General features: G+C 65.7%; 1 protein-coding gene (cut by a window edge). It reads left to right on the top strand.

Annotated features, from left to right (window positions below; genetic code table 11):
- Window positions 1–7: 7 nt before the first annotated feature.
- On the top strand, window positions 8–20,148 hold the 5' portion of the coding sequence (locus HK439_RS00245) for an SDR family NAD(P)-dependent oxidoreductase (protein WP_190289358.1). It continues 670 nt past the right edge of the window; only the first 20,141 of its 20,811 coding nucleotides appear in the window; it begins with the start codon at window positions 8–10; its stop codon lies beyond the right edge, outside the window.

The following is a 20,148-nucleotide window of genomic DNA, read 5'->3' as shown; positions in this document are numbered from 1 at the left end:
ACCGGTCATGGCCAAGGGAGGAACGCGGGAACCGGTTGCCATCATCGGCCTCGGCATGCGTCTGCCCGGCGCCAACGGTCTAGACGCATTCTGGGACCATCTGGCGGCTGAACGCTCCCTGATTTCGGAAGTGTCGGCCGACCGCTGGGATGGCGAAGCCCTGATGGGCGACCCGGCCAAAGGCAACAGGACCAACAGTATCTGGGGCGGCTTCGTCGAGGATGCGGATTGCTTCGATGCGGGCTTCTTCGGCATTTCCCCGCGCGAGGCGGCCTGGATGGATCCGCAACAGCGGTTCGCGCTCGAAATGTCCTGGCATGCGATCGAGGATGCAGGTTACCGGGCGTCGGATCTCGCCGGCAGCCGCACCGGCGTCTACATGGGCGTCTGCCACTGGGACTACGCCGAGCTTCTGGAAAAGCACCTGGCGCAGGTGGATGCCTATACGCCGACGGGGATCGCCTTTTCGATCATCGCCAACCGGGTGTCGCACTTCTTCGATTTCCAGGGACCGAGCATCACCAACGACACGGCGTGCGCCGCGTCCATGACCTCGATTTACGAGGCGGTCAGGGCGCTGCAGGACGGGACCTGCGACCTGGCGCTGGCCGGTGGGGTCAATCTCATCTGGTCGCCCAACCATTTCGTTGCCTTCTCCAAGGCTGGCATGCTGTCCAAGGACGGCAAGGGCAAGGCCTTCGATGACGCTGCCGACGGCTATGTCCGTGGCGAGGGCGGTGCCGTCCTGCTGCTGAAACCCCTGTCGCGCGCGCTGGCGGACGGCGATCCGATCCATGCCATCATCCGCGGCATCGGCATCAATCACGGCGGCCGCACCAATTCGCTGACGGTCACCAATCCTCTCGCCCAGGCGAAGCTGATTACCGAAGTGCACCGGGAAGCCGGCGTCAGCCCGGACAGCATCGATTACGTCGAGGCCCATGGTCCGGGAACGCCGCTCGGCGACCCGATCGAGATCTCCGGCCTCAAGCAGGCCTTCGCGACCCTGGCTGAGGAAAACGGCGTCACCTTCACAGGCGAGAGCTGCGGCATCGGCTCGGTCAAGACCAATATCGGCCATCTGGAAGGGGCCGCCGGCGTGGCCGGCATCGTCAAGGTCCTGGCGGCCCTGAAACACGGACAACTGCCGGCAAATGTCGGCTTCAGGGAACTGAACCGGCTGATCGACCTGTCGGGAACGCCCTTCCGCATCCAGTCGGAAGCGACCGCCTGGCCGCACGAGCAAGGCCGGTCAAGACGGGCCTGCGTCAGCTCCTTCGGCTTCGGCGGCAGCAACGGCCACGTTGTGCTGGAAGAACCGCCGGTCCAGAAGCCGGTGGCGGCTGACGGCGAAAAGTCTCTCCATGTGATTCCGCTTTCGGCTGTGACCGAGGCACGCCTGTCCGAATATGTGGCAGCGCTGCTGCGCTTCGTCGAACAGGCCGATGGGGAACGGATCTCCTTGGCCGACATCGCCCGCACCTGGCAGGCCGCGCGTGAGCCGTTGGAAGCGCGGTGCGCCTTTTTTGTCCGGACCCTCGAAGGTCTTGCCGACGCGCTGCGCGCCTCCCTGATCGGCGATGGCCTGTCCGGTCGCCTTTTTCCGAAAGGCATTGATGAAGCAAATGTACCTGAGCCGGCTAAGGAAATGGAATTCGCCAGCCGCTGGATTGCTGGCGAAGACGTCCATTGGCCGACCGGCGGCAAGGCCGAAGGCAGCCGCATCCATGCTCCGGTCTATCCGTTCGAGCGGGAACGCCACTGGATGGATCTGTCGCTTGGGGCGAAGGACCAGCATCCGGTTCCCCATCCGCTCCTGCACTGGAATACATCCCGGTTTGACGGCTGCAGCTTTACGACCCGCCTGACCGGCGACGAATTCGTACTCTACGATCACCATGTCGGCGACAGCCAGGTGCTGCCCGGCGTCGCTTGCCTGGAAATGGCGCGCGCGGCGGTCGATGTCGCCGGCGGCCTGCAGTCGCCGTCCTTTGCCATAGAGGATGTGGTCTGGAGCAAGCCGATCCGGATAGCGGACCGGCGCGCGGTTACCGTTGAAACCGCACTCGAGCGCCGCGAGCCAGACCGGATCAGGTTTTCGATCCGGACGGCTGAAGAGCCAGGTGACCGCGTTTCGAATGTGCCGAATGCGCAAGGGACGCTCCTGCCTTTGACGGAGGCCCCGGCAACGTCTGTAAACCTGGACGAGTTGAAAGCCCACATGTCTGGTCGGGTGGAGCCGCAGACCTGTTACGACCGGCTGCGAACGAGCGGTGTCGATCACGGGCCGTCCTTCCGGGCACTGGCGCAGGTCCATCGGGGGACAAGCGAAGCGTTGGCCCAGTTGAAACTGCCGCGCCGCCTGCTCGCCTCGCTGGACGCCATGCCCCTGCATCCGGTGCTGCTCGACGCTGCCATTCAGGCCTGGGTTGCCATCGGCGACGACACGCCGTCCGGCGCGGCCGTGCCATTCTCCTGCCGGCGCATCGAGGTGTTTGGCGCCTGCGAGCCTGTCATGTGGGTCCATGTGCGCCTGACCTCGGGTGCAGCCCCGGACGCGCCGATGCGCCATCTCGATATCGATCTCTACGACAAGACCGGTGTCAAAAAGGCTGCCTTTCACGATCTTGCCCTGCGCGTTCTGAAGCCGGGGGTGGAGGTTACAGCCGAAGTGACAGGGGACGCCGCGGATCCGTCCCTGTCCATGGTCGTCACAGATGGCAACTGGCAGGAGGCACCGCTTCAACTCAGGACCGGCGGCGCAACCGGGCAGACCCGCATCCTGCTCGCCGGCGCGACCGCTGAAACGGCGGCGGTCATCGGCGAGCGCACCGGTTGGGGTGTCGACCGTCTCCCGGATGTTGCGGAAAGCGGCATAGCCGAAGCCGCGGAAACCCTTTTCATCGCCGCCCACCGGATTGTCGCCGATATCCTGCGCGCGCGCCCGGCGGAACCCATTCGTATTCTCATCCTGGCAACGGATGCGGTTCCGGTTCCTGCCGTCGCACCCCTTGCCGGGCTCCTCAAAACGGCTGCGATTGAAAATCCGAAAATCGGCGGCCGGGTCATCACTTTGGCGGGCGAGTGTTCGCCCGACCGGCTGAGTTCCATCGCTCTCGCCGAAGCCCGCGCGAGCGACACGCTGGTGGAACTGCGCTACAGCGCCGCCGGCATGCGTCAGGCCTGGATGCCCGTTTCGGAAACATCGCTGGAGGAACCGGAGCCCTTTTCGATCGATCCGGACGGCGTCTACTGGATCACCGGCGGGTTGGGCGGACTAGGTCTGATCTTCGCCGACTGGCTGGTCGCCAGAGGCGCGCGCAAACTGGTGCTGACCGGGCGGCGGGAAAAGCCGGATCGGGACGGACAGGCCCGGCTGGAAGCCCTGCGCGAACAAGGCGCGGATGTGGCCTACTTCGCCTGCGATATCGCAAAGCCGGAAGAGGTAGAAGACGTCGCTGCGCGGATCGCCCGGGAGCAGGGAGCGCTCAAGGGCATCATCCATACGGCCGGTATTCTGGACGACGGCTATATCCTGACCCAGGAGGTGGCGAAGGCGGCGGGCGTGTTTGCGCCGAAGGTCGCAGGCACGGTCAATCTGGACCGGGCGACGCAGGATCAGCCGCTCGACTTCTTCGTGCTGTGTTCATCGATCGCCTCTGTCTTCGGCAATGCCGGGCAAGCCGCCTATGCGGCCGCCAATGCTTTCATGGACGCGTTCGCCGAAACCCGCAGCGCGAATGTCGCTTCGGGCGCGCGCAAGGGTAAAACGATCGCCGTCGCGTGGCCGCTCTGGAGCGAGGGCGGCATGTCGGTCGACATGGCGACGCTGGAGGCCATGAAGCGCCGCCTCGGCCTGACGCCTCTGCCGACCGAGGCCGGTCTCGCAGCACTGGAGACGGTTCTGTCCGGCAACGGCTCGCCACGCAGCACCGTCCTCCACGGCGATCTGGAGAGGATCGACGCGGTGCTTGCCGGCTTTGGTGAAAGCCCGGACGTCGAACCGGTCGATGTTGCGCCGGAACAGACCGCAGATACCCCCGTCGCCGCCGGGATCGACGACGCCACGCTGAAGCGGAAGACCGTCGACTACGTCCGCGATATCCTGGCCGATGTTCTGGAGATGGACGCCGCCCGCATCCGCGCCAACCGCAAGCTGGAGGAATACGGCCTCGACTCCATCGCCATCGTCGAGAGCACCAACCGGCTGGAAGAGGCGCTCGGGCCGCTGTCGAAGACCCTGTTCTTCGAATATGTCGATCTCGAAGGCGTGGCGGATCATCTTGTTGCCGAACACAAGCCGGCGCTTCAGAGCCTCTTTGCCGAAGACGAGGTTGCGGTAAAGGCAGAGGCTGCACCTCCGCCTCCGGCTCAAAAGACCGCTGCCATGGAGGCCCGCCCGGCCGGCGTGGTCTCGTCCGCACCGGTGCAGGAAGAAGAGAGCCAACGGCCTGCCGAACCGGCACGGGACGACCGGCACGACATCGCCATCGTAGGCCTGTCGCTGCATGTCTCCAAGGCCGACGATCAGGACGCCTTCTGGAAGATGCTGTCGGAGGGGATCGACGGTTTCGAACCGGTCCCTTCTGAACGCTGGGACAATAGCGCGCTGCATCACGGCGAGCGCGACGTTCTCGGCAAGACGGTGGTCAAGACCGGCGCCTTCCTGAAAGATATCGACAAGTTCGACCCGCGCTACTTCCGCATCTCCCAGGCCGAAGCCGAACTGATGTCGCCGGAAGTGCGGCTGTTCCTGCAGGCAAGCGTCGAAGCATTCGAGGATGCCGGCTATTCCCGCGAGACCATGGCGCGGCGCACCGGCGGCGACGTCGCGGTGATCGTCGGTTCCATGACCAACGAGTATGACCTCTACGGCTTCCAGAACATGCTGATGCGCGGCTCGCTGGCGAGCGGCAGCTACACCGGCACCGTGCCGAACATGGTCTCCTATTATTACGGTTTCACCGGGCCGTCCTATTTCCTCGACACCATGTGTTCGGCTGCCTCAACTTGCGTGCATGAAGCGGTTCACATGCTTCGGGCGGGCCGTTGCAGGATGGCGCTCGCCGGCGGGGTCAGCCTGCTCCTCCATCCGCAGAAACTGATCGCCACCTCCCAGGAGCATTTCACCACCAAGTCCGCCGACGTCATTCGCGGCTACGGGCTCGGTGCGGAAGGCACGATCCTGGGCGAGGGCGTCGGCGCCCTGGTGCTGAAACCGCTCGCCGATGCAGAGCGCGACGGCGATCACATCTATGGCGTGATCACCGGATCGGGCATCAGCAACGCCGGGGTGCGCAACGGCTTTACCGTGCCCAATCCGAACCAGCAGGCCGTCGCCATCGAGCGGGCGCTGGACGATGCGGGCATCAGCCCGAAGACCATCGGCTATATCGAAGGGCACGGTTCGGGCACCGCGCTGGGCGATCCGATCGAGGTCAAAGCCCTGACCCAGGTGTTCCGCAAGCACACCGATGCGGTGCAGACCTGTCCGATCGGAACGGTCAAGAGCAATGTCGCCCATCTGCTCGGCGCCTCGGGTCTGGCGGGCATCGTCAAGGTGCTCGCCCAGTTGAAGCACGGCCAGCTTGCCCCGTCGCTCCACGCCGAAACCCTCAATCCGGATATCCCGTTCGCGGCATCGCCCTTCTATGTCCAGCGCGAGTTGTCGCCCTGGACAAGGCTGAAGGATGAGGCGGGACGCGAGCTGCCCCGGCGCGCCGGCGTCACCTCGATCGGCGCCGGGGGCATGAACTCCCACATCATTATCGAGGAATATCGGACGCCCGTCCGCCCTGCCGCGCGGCAAGAGCCGGACCTGCTGGTGTTCTCCGCGCTGACCGCGGACCGCCTGCGCACGGTTCTTCAGAGGTTCAAAACCTATCTGCAAGGCCATCCGGACAACCGGCTCGCCGACATCGCCTACACGCTCCAGTCCGGCCGGAACGAACTCACCTGCCGTCTGGCGCTGATCGCCCGGGACAGGGCAGAAGCCCTTGCCGCCATCGACACCTTCCTGGCGAGCGGCGAGTGCGCGCCCGGTATGGTCCCCGGTATGGTTTATGTGCCGTCCATTCTGGACTGCGACCCGCCGGAGGATCGCGACGCGTTGATTGCCGATTGCGCGGCCCGCCGGCTGGAGGCGGTCGCTTCCGCCTGGTGTGCCGGCGCATCGGTCGACTGGGACGTGCTCAACGAGGGCCGTGATGTGCGGCGGGTGTCGCTGCCGGCCTATCCGTTTGAAAGGATCCGCTGCTGGTGCCAGGAGGAACCGGACGCGCCGTCTGTGGTCAATCCGATCGGCGCGCGCTCGAAACTGCATCCCTTCATCGGCCTCAACCGCTCCGACGTGACCGGCCTGCGCTACACGACGGCGATCCACCTGAAGGAACTGCGCGACTACGTTTATACGGATGGCGGGCGGGACACCGTTCTCCCGACCGTTGCCGCCGAAATCGCAGCCGCCGCCGCGCGCATCGCGGGAATGGCGGAGCATCCCTTCGTGCGCGAACTCCAGATTACCGCAAGCCCGAACTGGTCGGAGGTTAGGGACCTCGAAATCGCGGTGGAACCGGGAGCAGCGGGCGGCACCGTTCGTGTCGAGACCGTTACCCAAACGGATCAGCGGTTGCCGTGGCTTCGTGCAACCGTAACCGAAACGGCCGGCAGAGCGGAACGACATAAAGATATCGCTGCCTTGCGCCGCGCGGCTACGGAGGTACTGGACAGCAAGGCCGTCTACGATGCGTTGAAAGCCCGGCGGCTTGCTTTCGGGCCCTATCTGGAAGGCATCGATCAGGCCTGGCGTCTGGCAGATGGCGGGGTGCTGTGCAGGCTGAGAAAAGAACCGCCGCAACAGGATTTCTTCAAGAAGAACATCTTCTGTCCGGCACCCGCGCTGGGCGCGGCCTTTGAGGCCTTGCTGCTTGCCGCTCCGGACCTTGCCGATCACACAATCCACGCCATCGACAGTGCCGAGCTTGCAGGCGCTGACATCTCAGATGTCCTCTGCCTGCCAGAAGCGGACGGCCGGTTCAGCGTGCAGTTTCTCGACAGCAACGGCCGGATCATGGCGGACATGTCGGGCATCGCGTACGGGGGGCAGGCGGTAGCACGCGCCGTCGAAACCCGTTCCGAAACGCCGCCTTCCGATAACCCGGTGCTCCTGCTCCAGCGGGATCTCCGCGAGAAGGCCGTGGCGATCCTGAAGTTCGCAGCCTCCGATCTGGGCGCGCGCGAGGCCTTCCACGACCTCGGCTTCGATTCCATCTCGCTGACCCGCTACGCCAACGACATCAGCGCGGCCTACGGCATCGACCTGTCGCCGGCGATCTTTTTCGAATGCGAGCATATCGAGGCCCTGGCCGAGCATCTGGTGAAACGCCACGGCGTCGTGCCGCAGACAGCAAAGACTGACACCGCTCCGGCCCAGGCAATTCCCGCTCAGGCTGCCGCTGATGTTGTGTCCTCACCACCTTTGCCTGATCCAGTGACCGCTCCGGCGCCGAAGCGAAGCGGTGGTCCCGCCGACGACCGGATCGCCATCATCGGCATGGCCGGGCGCTTCCCGCAAAGCCCGGATGTGGAGAGCTTCTTCGACAATTTGCTCGCCGGACGGGACCTGACCTCCGACCTGCCGCTGGAGCGCTACTCGCTGGCCTATGCCGAACGTCTCTGCAAGGCCGGATTTACCGGTCACGGCGGTTTCCTGGAGGATGTCGACCGGTTCGATGCCGCCTTCTTCAAGGTCTCCCCGGTCGAGGCCGAGCGGATGGACCCGCAACAGCGCCTGCTGCTGGAGACCGCCTGGCGGGCGCTGGAGGACGCCGGCTACACACCGGAGGACCTGCCGCGCAGAACCGGCGTCTTCGTCGGCATCACCTCGCTCGACTACGCCGACCTATGGCACGCAGAAGGTTTGGCGGCGGACGGCTATGTCGCCACCGGCAATTCGCTCGCCATGGCCGCGAACCGGCTGTCGCACCAGTTCAATCTTAGCGGTCCGAGCCAGGCGATAGACACCGCCTGTTCCAGCTCTCTGGTCGCCCTGTTGCGCGCCCGCGATGCGCTGCGTGCCGGCCAGTGCTCGGCGGCTCTGGTCGGCGGGGTCAACCTGTGCCTGTCGCTGGAAGGTTTCGAAGGCCCGCATCAGGCGGGCATGCTGTCGCCGACCGGCCATTGCCACACCTTCGGCAGCGCCGCTGATGGCTATGCCCGCGGCGAAGGCGTGGCGGTTCTGCTCCTGAAGCGTCTGGCGGACGCAGAGCGGGACGGCGACCGGATCCTCGGCGTGATCGCAGGCGGTGCGGAAAACCACGGCGGCCGCTCCGGTGCGCTGACCGCACCCAATGCCAAGGCCCAGGCGCAACTGATCGTCGAGGCCATGGACGGCATCGATCCGCATACCGTCAGCTTTATCGAGGCCCATGGCACCGGCACCGAACTCGGCGACCCGGTTGAAATCAACGGCCTGCGCCGGGCCTATGCGGCACTGACCGGAACCGAACGGGCCTCCGCGCCGCCCGTCGGGCTCGGCACGGTCAAATCGAGCATCGGCCATCTGGAGGCAGCCGCCGGGCTTGCCGGCGTCATCAAGATCCTGATGGCCATGCGCCGGAACGAGCTGCCGCCAACCCTGAACAGCACCCCGCTCAATCCGCATATCGATCTGGACGGCAGTCCGTTCCGGATCGTGACGGAACGTGAACCGTGGCCGGCCGGAAATGCGACGGCCCCGCGCCGCGCGGGCGTGAGCAGCTTCGGCTTCGGCGGCACCAACGCCCATGTGGTACTGGAAAGCTACGATGCGCCCAGCAGCGGGTCCCGGCAGCCGCTTGCGCCCCACAGCTTTGCCCCCACCCGCTTCTGGCTGCCGACCGTCAAACCGGCGCAGACCGAACGGGACAGGATGCTGTTCGCCGCGGACTGGGTGCCGGCCGAAGCAAGCGGCCAGCCCTATGTCGGACGTCGGCTTGCCGTCGGCTGCGGCGTGCAGATTGGCCAAGGTCACGGTGCGGAGGTCGTCCACCTCGCTCCGGTGGGGCGGGGGATCGGGGAAGCCTATGCGGATGCGGCCCGCCAGCTTCTGGAACTGCTGCAAAGGGAGATGGCGTCTCCGGCCCACGATGATCTCCTGATCCAGCTTGCCGTTCCCGCAGACGGCGACGGCACGCTTTATGCCGGCCTGTTCGGCATGCTGATGACCGCAGCGCAGGAAGAGCCGCGCATCAAAATACAGATGCTCGAGGTTCCGTCAGCCTCCACCGCCGAAATGGTGGCGGAATGGCTGCTGGCCGAAGCCGGAGCGCCGGGCGGCACCCACAGCCGGTATCAGAACGGACGGCGCACCATCCGCACCTGGAGGGAACTGCCCCACAGCGCGCCGCAGCATCGCTGGCGCGACGGCGGTGCTTATCTGATCGCCGGTGGCATGGGCGGCCTTGGCCGTCTGGTCGCCGAGGACATCGCCCGGACCGCAAAAGGCGCCGTGCTGGTGCTGACCGGGTCGAAACCGATCGATGACGACCGGCAGGACGTTTTAAAGAGCCTGCGCGAGCTTGGTGCTGTGACGGCCTATCGTCAGGTCGATATGGCCGATGCGGCAGCGGTCAAGGCACTGGTCGGACACATTGTCGAAGTGCATGGCGGTCTCAGCAGCGTGATCCATTGCGTCGGCACCTTGCGCGACGGTTTTTTAGCCGGCAAATCGAATGAGGATCTGCAGGCGGTTCTCGCGCCCAAAGTTGCCGGCGCGATTGCCCTGCACGACGCCTGCGCCGGGCTCGATCTCGACGCCTTCGTCCTGTTCTCCTCCCTTGCCGGGCCGTTCGGCAATGCGGGGCAGGCCGACTATGCGGCGGCCAACGGCTTTCTCGATGCCCTGGCCCGTTCCTCCGGCGGAGCCATCAAATCCATCGACTGGCCGCTCTGGCAGGAGGGCGGCATGCGGGTCGATGAAGCGACCGAACAGGCGCTGTTCCGCAGGATGGGCCAGCGGCCGTTGCAGACCGCGGCCGGTCTCGAGGCGCTGCACCTGTGCCTTGGTGCTGGAGCCTCGCAGGTTGCCGTGGTTGCCGGCGAGCAAACACGGATCAGGAATTTCTTTGCGGCGGGGCAGGCGGACACTGCCGCGAAACCGCAGATCCAGCCGCCTGCGGTCGAGACAACAAACGCAACGGTTCCGTCAGCAGCACTCACGGCAAAGACCCGGTCGAAGCTGAGTGGGTTGTTCGCCCGCATCAGCGGACTGGCGGCAGAAGCCATCGATCCGCAGGCGCTGCTGGAAGACTACGGCATCGATTCCCTGATGATCACCCGGCTCAACAACGAGCTGGGAGATATTTTCCGGGATCTGCCCAAGACCTTGTTCTTCCGCCACCGGACCCTTGCGGCCGTGAGCGATTATCTGGTCGAAACCCAGCCGTTGGCTTGCGCGGAGTGGGCCGGGGTTTCGGAAACCGCTGCCGCGCCGGGCGAGCAAAAACCCGCTCAAACCTCCACTTACAATGCGGTCGTACAAAGATCTCAACACCCGGCACAGGACGAGCCGATTGCCATCATCGGTATCAGCGGCACCTACCCGGATGCGCCGGATCTCGACGCCTTCTGGGAGAACCTGCTTGCCGGCCATGACGCCGTGCGCGAAATTCCGGAAGACCGCTGGTCGCTCGACGGCTTCTTTGAATCCGATCCGGACGAGGCGGTAGCGCAGGGCAAGAGCTACTCCAAGTGGGGGGCGTTCCTGGACGGCTTCGCCGATTTCGATCCCCTGTTCTTCAAGCTGTCGCCCAGGGACGCGGCGGCCATGGACCCGCAGGAACGGCTGTTCCTGACGAGCGCCTGGCAGGCGCTGGAAGATGCCGGCTATACAAGGGACCGCCTCAAGGCATCCGCCGGCACAGAGCATGGCGGTGCGCGGGTCGGCGTCTTTGCCGGGGTCACCAAGACGGGCTACGCGCTCTACGGTCCGTTTACGAGCGAGGGCGGGGCGCGGGTGCGCCCGTCGACCTCCTTCGCCGGCATGGCGAACCGCGTGTCGCACATCCTCGACCTTTCCGGTCCGAGCCTGCCCGTCGACACCATGTGTTCGTCGTCGCTGACCGCGATCCACGAGGCCTGCGAGCACCTGCGGGCCGGAAGCTGCGCCATGGCGATTGCCGGCGGCGTCAATCTCTATCTGCATCCGGCGAATTATGCGGAACTGAGCGCGGCCCATATGCTGAGCCCGTCCGGCCAATGCCGCAGCTTCGGCGAAGGGGCGGACGGTTTCGTGCCGGGCGAAGGCGTCGGCTGTGTCCTGCTCAAACCCCTGTCGCGCGCCCTTGCCGACGGCGACCGGATCCACGCGCTGATTAAGGGCAGTGCGGTCAATCACGGCGGGCGCACCAACGGCTACACCGTGCCCAGTCCGGCGGCCCAGCGGGACGTGGTGCGCGCGGCCCTCGACCATGCCGGTCTGAGCGCCCGCGATCTCGGTTCCATCGAGGCCCATGGCACGGGCACCGATCTCGGCGATCCGATAGAGGTTGACGGCCTGACCCAGGCCTTTGCTGCCGACACCACCGACACCGGCTTCTGCGCCCTCGGCTCGGTGAAATCCTCGATCGGTCATCTTGAAGCCGCCGCGGGCATCGCAGGCCTCACCAAGGCCGTACTGCAGATGCAGCACCGCACGCTGGTGCCGAGCCTGCACGCGGAGCGGACAAATCCGAATATCGATCTGGCGAAGTCTCCGTTCACGCTGCAGCGCGACGCGGCCCCGTGGGTTTCTGACGAACCGCGCCGGGCGGGCATATCGTCCTTCGGCGCGGGCGGCGCCAATGCGCATGTGATCGTGGAGGAATGGACCGAACCGCAATCCGCCGACAGGTCCGGTGCGACCGGAACCGGGCCGCAAGCCATCATCCTGTCGGCTCGCGACGGCGACCGTCTCATGGAGGCTGCCGAACGGTTTCTTGCCTATCTGCGCAAGGCCGACACGGCAAAGCAGCCGGACACTGCGCCGGATCTGGCCGCAGTCATATCCGACCTCTGCATGAAGCTCGGCAGCCTTCTGGATGTCGATCCCTGCGACATCGATCCAGAGGAAAGTTTCGACGCGCTCGGGCTGGACGCGTCCCATGCCTCTGCCATGACACGATGGATCGCCAGTTCGTTCAGCGCTTCGCTGAACCTCTCCGATGTCGAGCTGGCCGGTTCGGTGAAGGGACTGGCGTCGATCCTCTGTGCCAACGGCGGACAGGGCGCAAAGCCGACTAATGCGCTTGATCTGGCGGACATCGCCTACACGCTGCAGGTCGGCCGCGAGGCGATGGACTGCCGGCTCGGCATTCTCGCGCGCGATATCGGCGAACTGGCGGAGATTCTCGAAGCCTGGATTGCCGGGTCCGATCGTGACCTGCCGGTCTTCGTCAGCCATCCTCACGGCAAGCGCGGCGTGCTTTCCTCCTTGAGCGATGACGAGGTCATCGCGGAAGTGGTCGCACGGGCGTGGGAGACGGACCGTCTCGAAACCGTGCTCCGGCTATGGGTCGAGGGCGTTGACATTGCCTGGTCCGCGCTGCCGCAGAAGCAGCCAGCGCAGATCGTTTCCCTGCCGACCTATCCGTTCGAGCGGAACCGGTACTGGATCCCGGCCGAGATACGGGGCGGGCTGCTGGGCGTTGACGAAAGCACCGGACTTCGGCAGGCGGTCGAAACCCCTGCCGGTGACGCCGCGCTGCTGGCCGAACAGGAAACGCTGGAAATGGCGGTCGCCCGTGTTCTCCGGGTGGTTCTGAACGAGATCCCGGAGACCGACGTCATGTCGACCTTCTGGCCGTGGCTGGAGGCGGCGAAGGCCCTGCTCGATACGCAAGGCCGTGACAACGCAGCATCGAGTGAAGACGCCTGGGCGGCATGGCAGGCGCAGAAACAGTCCGGCCAGTCGCTGGCGCAGATGGAACTTGCGGAAACGGCCTTGCGCGCCTTGCCGGAGATCCTGACCGGACGCCGCCGGGCAACGGACGTGCTTTTCCCCGATGGCCGCCAGACGCTGGTCGAAGCGGTCTACAAGGAAAACGCCGTCGCCGCCCGCTTCAGCCGGACTGTGGCGGACGTGGTTGCGCAGGTCGTCGCGGACAGGACGCCCACGCAGGGCAAGCTGCGCATTCTGGAAATCGGCGCAGGCACCGGCGGCACCAGCGAGTCGGTCTTCGAGGCGCTGCGTACTCACGCGGACCGGATCGGTGAATACGCCTATACCGACGTGTCGCGGGCGTTCCTGATCCATGCGCAGCGCGCTTACGCGGACAAGGTACCTGGCCTGACGACTGCACTGTTCGATGTCGAAAAGCCGCTCGAGGATCAGCAGATCGCGCCGGGCCGCTACGATCTGGTCATCGCCGCCAACGTCCTGCACGCGACAGCAGACATCGGGCGGACCCTGGCGCGGGTGCGCGAGACCATGGCGCCGGGCGGCGTGCTGCTGATGAACGAGACCAGCAAGCCGACCCTCTTCACCCATGTGACCTTCGGCCTGCTGGAAGGCTGGTGGCGGTTCACCGACCCCGAGCGCCGCATTCCGGGAACACCGTCGCTGACGCCCAATAGCTGGCGGACCGCGCTCGCACAGACCGGCTTCTCCTGGATCGCGGGCTCGTCCAAGCCGGAACTTTCGCTCGGCCAGCAGATCATCGCCGCACGCGCCGAAGGCCCTGCCGCAACTGAAGCGGCTTCGCCAATGACAGCAGCGGTCAAGGCTGCCGCGAATGATGTCGGTCCAACGGTCGCCGCAACGCCGGTCCGTGCGTCCTCCGAAAACCCGTTACGCGCGATCCTGCTGGCGGCCCTCGCCGAAACACTCAACGTTGCGCCGTCGGCGATCGACGTGGAGAAGAGCTTCGCCGATTACGGACTGGATTCGATCCTCGGCGCCGAACTCGTCCACCGCCTGCGCAAGGCGCTCGGCATCGATCTTGATCAGACCGCCCTGTTCGATTTCACCAATGTCCTCCGGCTGGAAAGTTACCTGACGAAGGAATTCCCGCAGGCGGTCGCGACTGTGCAGATCACGCCCGTCGAACAGTCGGCCGCACCCGCAAATATAGCGCCCGCACCGGTCTCGCAGCCGCAGCCTTCGCGGAAAGGCGACAGCCATGAACCCATCGCCATCGTCGGCGCCAGCGGCCGCTTTGCCAAATCCGATACCATCGATGAACTCTGGGCCCATCTGGCGGCGGGTGACGATCTGGTGGAGCCGGTCAGCCGGTTCGACCTGGCGCCGTTCTATGAAGGTGCGGAACCGGGCAGCTATGGCCGCCACGGCAGTTTCCTGGACGGCATCGACCGTTTCGATCCGGTCTTCTTCGGCATCTCCGGCCTCGAGGCCACCTACATGGACCCGCAGCAGCGGCTGTTCCTGGAGGAAGCCTGGAAGACGCTTGAAAATGCCGGCCATGCCGGAGACGACATGATCGGCCGCCGCTGCGGCGTCTTCGTCGGCTGCGCCCATGGCGACTATCAGGAACTCTTCATCGAACAGCCGCCGGGGCAGGCGTTCTGGGGCAACACCACCTCCCTGATCCCCGCACGGATCTCCTACTGGCTCGATCTGAAGGGCCCGGCGGTTGCGGTCGATACCGCCTGCTCCAGTTCCCTCGTCGCCCTGCACCTGGCCTGCCAGGCGATCCGCAACGGCGAATGCGAGATGGCGCTTGCCGGCGGCGTCTTCGTGCAGTGCTCGCCGCGGTTCTTCCGCTATGCCAATGCAGCGCAGATGCTGTCGCCCTCCGGCCATTGCGCCGCCTTCGGCGCCGGTGCCGATGGTATCGTGCCTGGCGAGGCCGTGGGCGCCGTACTTCTCCGACCCTTGTCCGATGCGCTTGCCGACGGCGACACCGTGCTCGGGGTGATCGCCGCGTCCGGCACCAATCAGGACGGCACCACCAACGGCATCACCGCGCCGAGCGCGGCCTCGCAGGAACGCCTGATCCGGCAGGTCTATGACGACTACGGCATCGACCCGGCGAGCATCGACTTTGTCGAGGCTCATGGCACCGGCACGGTGCTCGGCGATCCGATCGAACACGCCGCGCTCGTCCGCGCCTATGCGGATGCGGAGCTGAACGGACATGAGATTTTCCTTGGCTCAGTGAAATCGAACATCGGCCACGCCACCACGGCCGCGGGCATCGCCGGTCTCGCCAAGGTGCTGTGGAGCCTGAACCATGAGACCATCCCGCCGACGCTGCATTTTGCCGGCGGCAATCCGGCCATCGATTTCGCGAAAGGCCCGTTCCGGGTCAATGACGCCCCGGTCGCATGGCCGGTCCGGCCCGGTGGCAAACGGCGGGCGGCGATCAGCTCCTTCGGCTTCAGCGGCACCAACGCCCATGTCGTCATCGAGGAAGCACCGGAGACAGCGGCCGTTCGCGAACCGGCAAGCAGCCAGTTGTTCGTCCTCTCGGCCCGCACGCCGGAGCAATTGCGGACTCAGGCCGAACATCTGGTTTCTCAGCTTGAGGCCGATCCCGACCTTTTGCCGGAAGATGTCGCCTTTACCCTGATCGCGGGCCGCAGGGCCTTCGCCCATCGGCTGGTGCTGGTCGCCGGCGATCTGAGCGAGCTGGTGACACGCCTGAAGGCCTGGCTCGCAGGCGCGACCGAGTCCTGCGTTGAGACTGGTGAGGCCGGCCCGTCGGGTGAAGAAGCCGGAAGGCAAGTTTCCGGATCTGTAAGCGTCGCCGACGAAGGCCAAAGAGCGGATCAACTGCGTGCCCTTGGCCGCGCATTCCTCACGGGCGGTCATCTCGATGTACGGGATATGTTCTGCGAACCCCGTCGCCGTGTGCCGCTTCCGACCTATCCCTTTGCCGCCAAGAGCTACTGGGTGAAGGCAACTAAGCCGGTCGTAGATCAGCGTCCTGAACCTAAGCTGGAAGCCGCTGCTCCCGTCGCGCCTCAGGAAGGTCAACCGGCACCGCGTGTGCGTCTTGCCGCTCCTGCTGCCATGGCCGCCTCGGCGACTTCGGCCGACGTAGTGCGTTCGCCCAAGGTCACCCTGCCGTCCATCGGAAAGGCCGGGGCACCGGCGGAACCGGAAGGCGAGGTGACACGTGGCACAGACCGGGACGGTGTCCGGCGTCTGAACCTCACCGGTGCGTGGGGCAAGCCGCTTGCATCGAGGCTGACCGAAGAACTGGAAGCCGCAAGCCGCGACGAAACCGTTCGTGCGGTGGTCCTGACCGGCGATACGACGTGGAAGGGGAACGGACGAACTGTCGGCGGCTTCGACCCGGAAGCGGTTCTGAACTGCGCCGTTCCGGTAATCGCATCCGTTCGTGCGACTGCATCGGAGCAGGCTGCGGCGATAGCGTTATTGTCCGACTTCCTCGTGATGGCCGATACGGCCCGCCTCGAGGATGTGCCCGCGCCCGCATCGAAGCTTGCCGCCTGTCTCCGCGATCGCCGCCTGGGCAAAGACCGGGACGGCATCCTGCGTGTTCCGGTCGGACAGGAAGACGAAGCAGCCCTGCGCCTTGCCGGGGAAATCGCAAACGGGCCGCGCGAGGCGCTCGCACTTCTGAAAGCACACATGCGCTGCGAGCTGCCGCTCCTACTCACCGATCTGCCACAGACAGAACTGCAGCTGGATTTTGCGGGTGGACCTCAGCCGGGCTTTGCCGGTTCCTCGCGAAAGATCCCGCTCAAGACGGACGTCATGGACCTGGAGCTCTTTGACGACGGCGTCGTGCTTCTCAGGATGACCGAGCGCGACGGCCGCAACATGTTCACGCCCGCCTTCATGGACGGGCTGGAGGAAGCCTTCGCCAAGGTCGCGGAGCTGACGCAGGCGAAGGTCGTCGTCCTGACCGGCCATGACACCTGGTTTGCCTGCGGCGGAACGGCGGACGGTCTGGCGGATCTGCAGCAGGGCGGCAGCCGGTTCACCGACCGGCGCATCTACTCGCTGCCGCTCGAATGCGAGCTGCCGGTCATTGCCGCCATGCAGGGTCACGGCATCGGTGCCGGCTGGTCGCTGGGCATGTACTGCGACCGGGCGGTCTTCGCGGCCGAAGGCATCTATCACAGCAATTATCTCTGGTACGGTTTCACGCCGGGCGCCGGTGCGACCCTGATCTTCCCACATCGTCTCGGCGATGATCTCGGCCGGGAGGTCCTGTTCACCGCCCGCGAATACCGCGGCCGGGAGCTTGGCGAGCGCTCGGCGCGGGTATTGGTGAAGCCGGGGCGGGAAGTTCTCGGAACGGCGCTGACCGCGGCACACGCTCTGGCGGGCAAACCGCGTGCCGAACTCCTGGCCATGAAGGCGGAGATGGCCGCACCGCTGCGGGCCCTGCTTGACGCCGTTCTAGAGCGGGAGCTGGCGATGCACGAAAAGACCTTCATCGGCAATGACAGCGTCCGTGCCCGCATCGCCGAGAAATTCGGGGAGGCCGATCGCGCGACGGAAACCACCGAAGCTTCGAAGCCGTCTTCCATTGATGCCACGGCCCTGCGTACAGACATCGTTTCGTCGCTTGCGGAAGACCTCATGATCGATGTCGCCGACATCCGCGACGGTGACAGCTTCCTCGATCTCGGCCTGGATTCCATTCTGGCCGTGACCTGGATCCGCAAGCTAAACACGTCCTACGGCATCGACCTGCCCGCGACCGCGGTCTACGCCCATCCGACTGTCGGCGCCCTGATCGCTCATGTGGCGGAGCTGGTCGGGGAGCAGCCGGTTACAGAAGCAGCCGCACCCGCTACGCTTCAATCCCCGCCTGTTCAAGCCACGCCTTCGCCGACAGAAACCGCCACCGGCGACCATCGCCGGAAGTTGCGCACCGAAATCGTGTCCTCTCTCGCCGAGGACCTGATGATCGAGACGAGCGAGATCGCCGACAGCTCCGGCTTCCTGGATCTCGGTCTCGATTCCATCCTGGCTGTGACCTGGGTCCGCAAACTCAACACCCGCTACGGCATCGATCTGCCCGCGACCGCCGTCTACGCCCATCCCACCGTCGGCGGGCTGGTGGATCATGTCGCGACGCTGGTGCCGGTGGAAGTTTCGCAAGTCGTTGAGCCCGAGCCGGTCCCCGTTGAAGCCGATCAGAGCCCGGCGGCTATTCCGGCATCTGTCCCTGCCCAACCATCCGTAGATCGCCACACATCCACCGACGCCATCGCCATCATCGGCGCGTCCGGCAAATTCCCCAAGGCGCGGAATCTCGGCGAATTCTGGGAGAACATCCGCTCCGGCCGGGACTGCATCGACGAGGTTCCGCCCTCCCGCTGGGATATCGACCGCTACTACGACCCGGACCCGCAGGCGCCGGGCAAGAGCTATTGCAAGTGGATGGGCGCACTCGACGGGGCTGGGGAGTTCGATGCCCGGTTCTTCAACATCACGCCGCTCGAGGCGGAGCTGATGGACCCGCAGCAGCGCCTGTTCCTGGAAACCGCGTGGCATGCGATCGAGGATGCCGCGATCGATCCGGCGAGCCTCGCCGGCAGCCGCTGCGGCGTCTATGTGTCCTCCGGCCCGAGCGGCTATGAGGACCTGATCAGCGAACGCAACACCTACAGTCTGCTCGGCAGTTCCGGCTCGATCCTGGCGGCGCGCATCTCCTATCTGCTCGACCTGCGCGGGCCCTGTCTTTCCATCGACACCGCCTGCTCCAGCTCGCTGGTCGCCCTGGCCGAGGCCTGCGAAAGCCTCGTGTCGGGAACCTGCGACATGGCGCTTGCGGGCGGCGCCTGTGTTCTGGTCGGGCCGAACATGTTTATCGACACCGCCAAGGTCAGCATGCTGTCGGCCGACGGCCGCTGCTTCTCCTTCGACGAACGGGCCAATGGCTTCGTTCCGGGTGAGGGCGTCGGTGCGGTCCTGCTCAAGCGCCTGGCCGATGCGGAGCGGGACGGCGATCCGATCCATGCGGTGATCAGGGGCTGGGGCATCAACCAGGACGGCCGCACCAACGGCATCACCGCGCCGAACCCGAAGGCCCAGACGGCCCTTCTGAAAGACGTCTACGAGCGCTTCGAGATCGACCCGGCGACCGTCGGCCTGATCGAGTGCCACGGCACCGGCACGCCGCTCGGCGATCCGATCGAGGTCGAGGGGCTGACGGATGCCTTCGAGGGCGTGCCGGCCGGCGACCGCTGCGCCATCGGCTCGGTGAAGAGCAACATCGGCCATCTGCTGGCTTCCGCCGGTATCGCTGGGGTACTGAAGGTCATGCTGGCGCTGGAGCACCGGCAGGTGCCGCCGTCGATCAACGTGGAAACCCTGAACAGCCATATTCCCTTCGAACGCACGCCCTTTGCCGTCAGCCGATCCCTGTGTGACTGGGACGGCCCGTCTGGTACCCCGCGCCGCGCCGGCGTCAGCGCCTTCGGTTTCAGCGGTACCAATGCCCATGCGGTGCTGGAGGAATACGTTCCGGACGCGGTCGCCACGGACGGCGGCACGCCGAAGATCTTCGTCCTGTCGGCCCGCAATAGAGACCGTCTGATCGCCTATGCCGGAGACATGGAACGGTTCATCACCGCCCGGCCGGATCTGGATCTCACCGCGCTGGTGCACACGCTGCAGACGGGCCGCTCCCAATTCGGGGAACGTCTGGCTTTCGCGTTCACCGGCCGCGACGATCTCCTGCGCAAGCTGTCGTCGGTCGTTGCCGGCAGGCCGCTCGAAGGCGTGTATCTCTCTGCAGGCGATGCGGACGCCGTCGCTCTTTTCGGCTCGGACGACGATGCCAGGGCACTCGTTGCAAAATGGCTCCGGTCGGGAGAGGCGAACGGCCTCAACAAGGTGTCCGAGCTCTGGGCCAAGGGGCTGGCGGTCGACTGGCCGGCAATGTCCGCGGCGCGGCTGCATCTGCCCGGCTATCCGTTCGAGCGGACCAGCTATTGGGTGGAACCGGCGGAAGAAGTGCAACCGTCCGGCACCTCCGAAACCCGGCCGGTCGCTGGCTCCCTTCTGGGCACTCCGCCGCAGGAAGGCGAAATCGGACAGGTCGCCGTACGCATCAATGGCGATGAGCCGTTCCTGACGACCCACACAAGCGGGACGGAGCGGTTGATGGCGGGACTGTTCCTGCCCGAAATCGCCCGCAACGCGCTGGAGCGGCTGTCCGGCGAACCCGTGCGCAGCCTGCAGCA

It is taken from the genome of Roseibium aggregatum, from assembly GCF_014692675.1.
Taxonomy (GTDB): domain Bacteria; phylum Pseudomonadota; class Alphaproteobacteria; order Rhizobiales; family Stappiaceae; genus Roseibium; species Roseibium aggregatum_C.
This window is presented reverse-complemented; position numbering and strand designations above follow the sequence as displayed.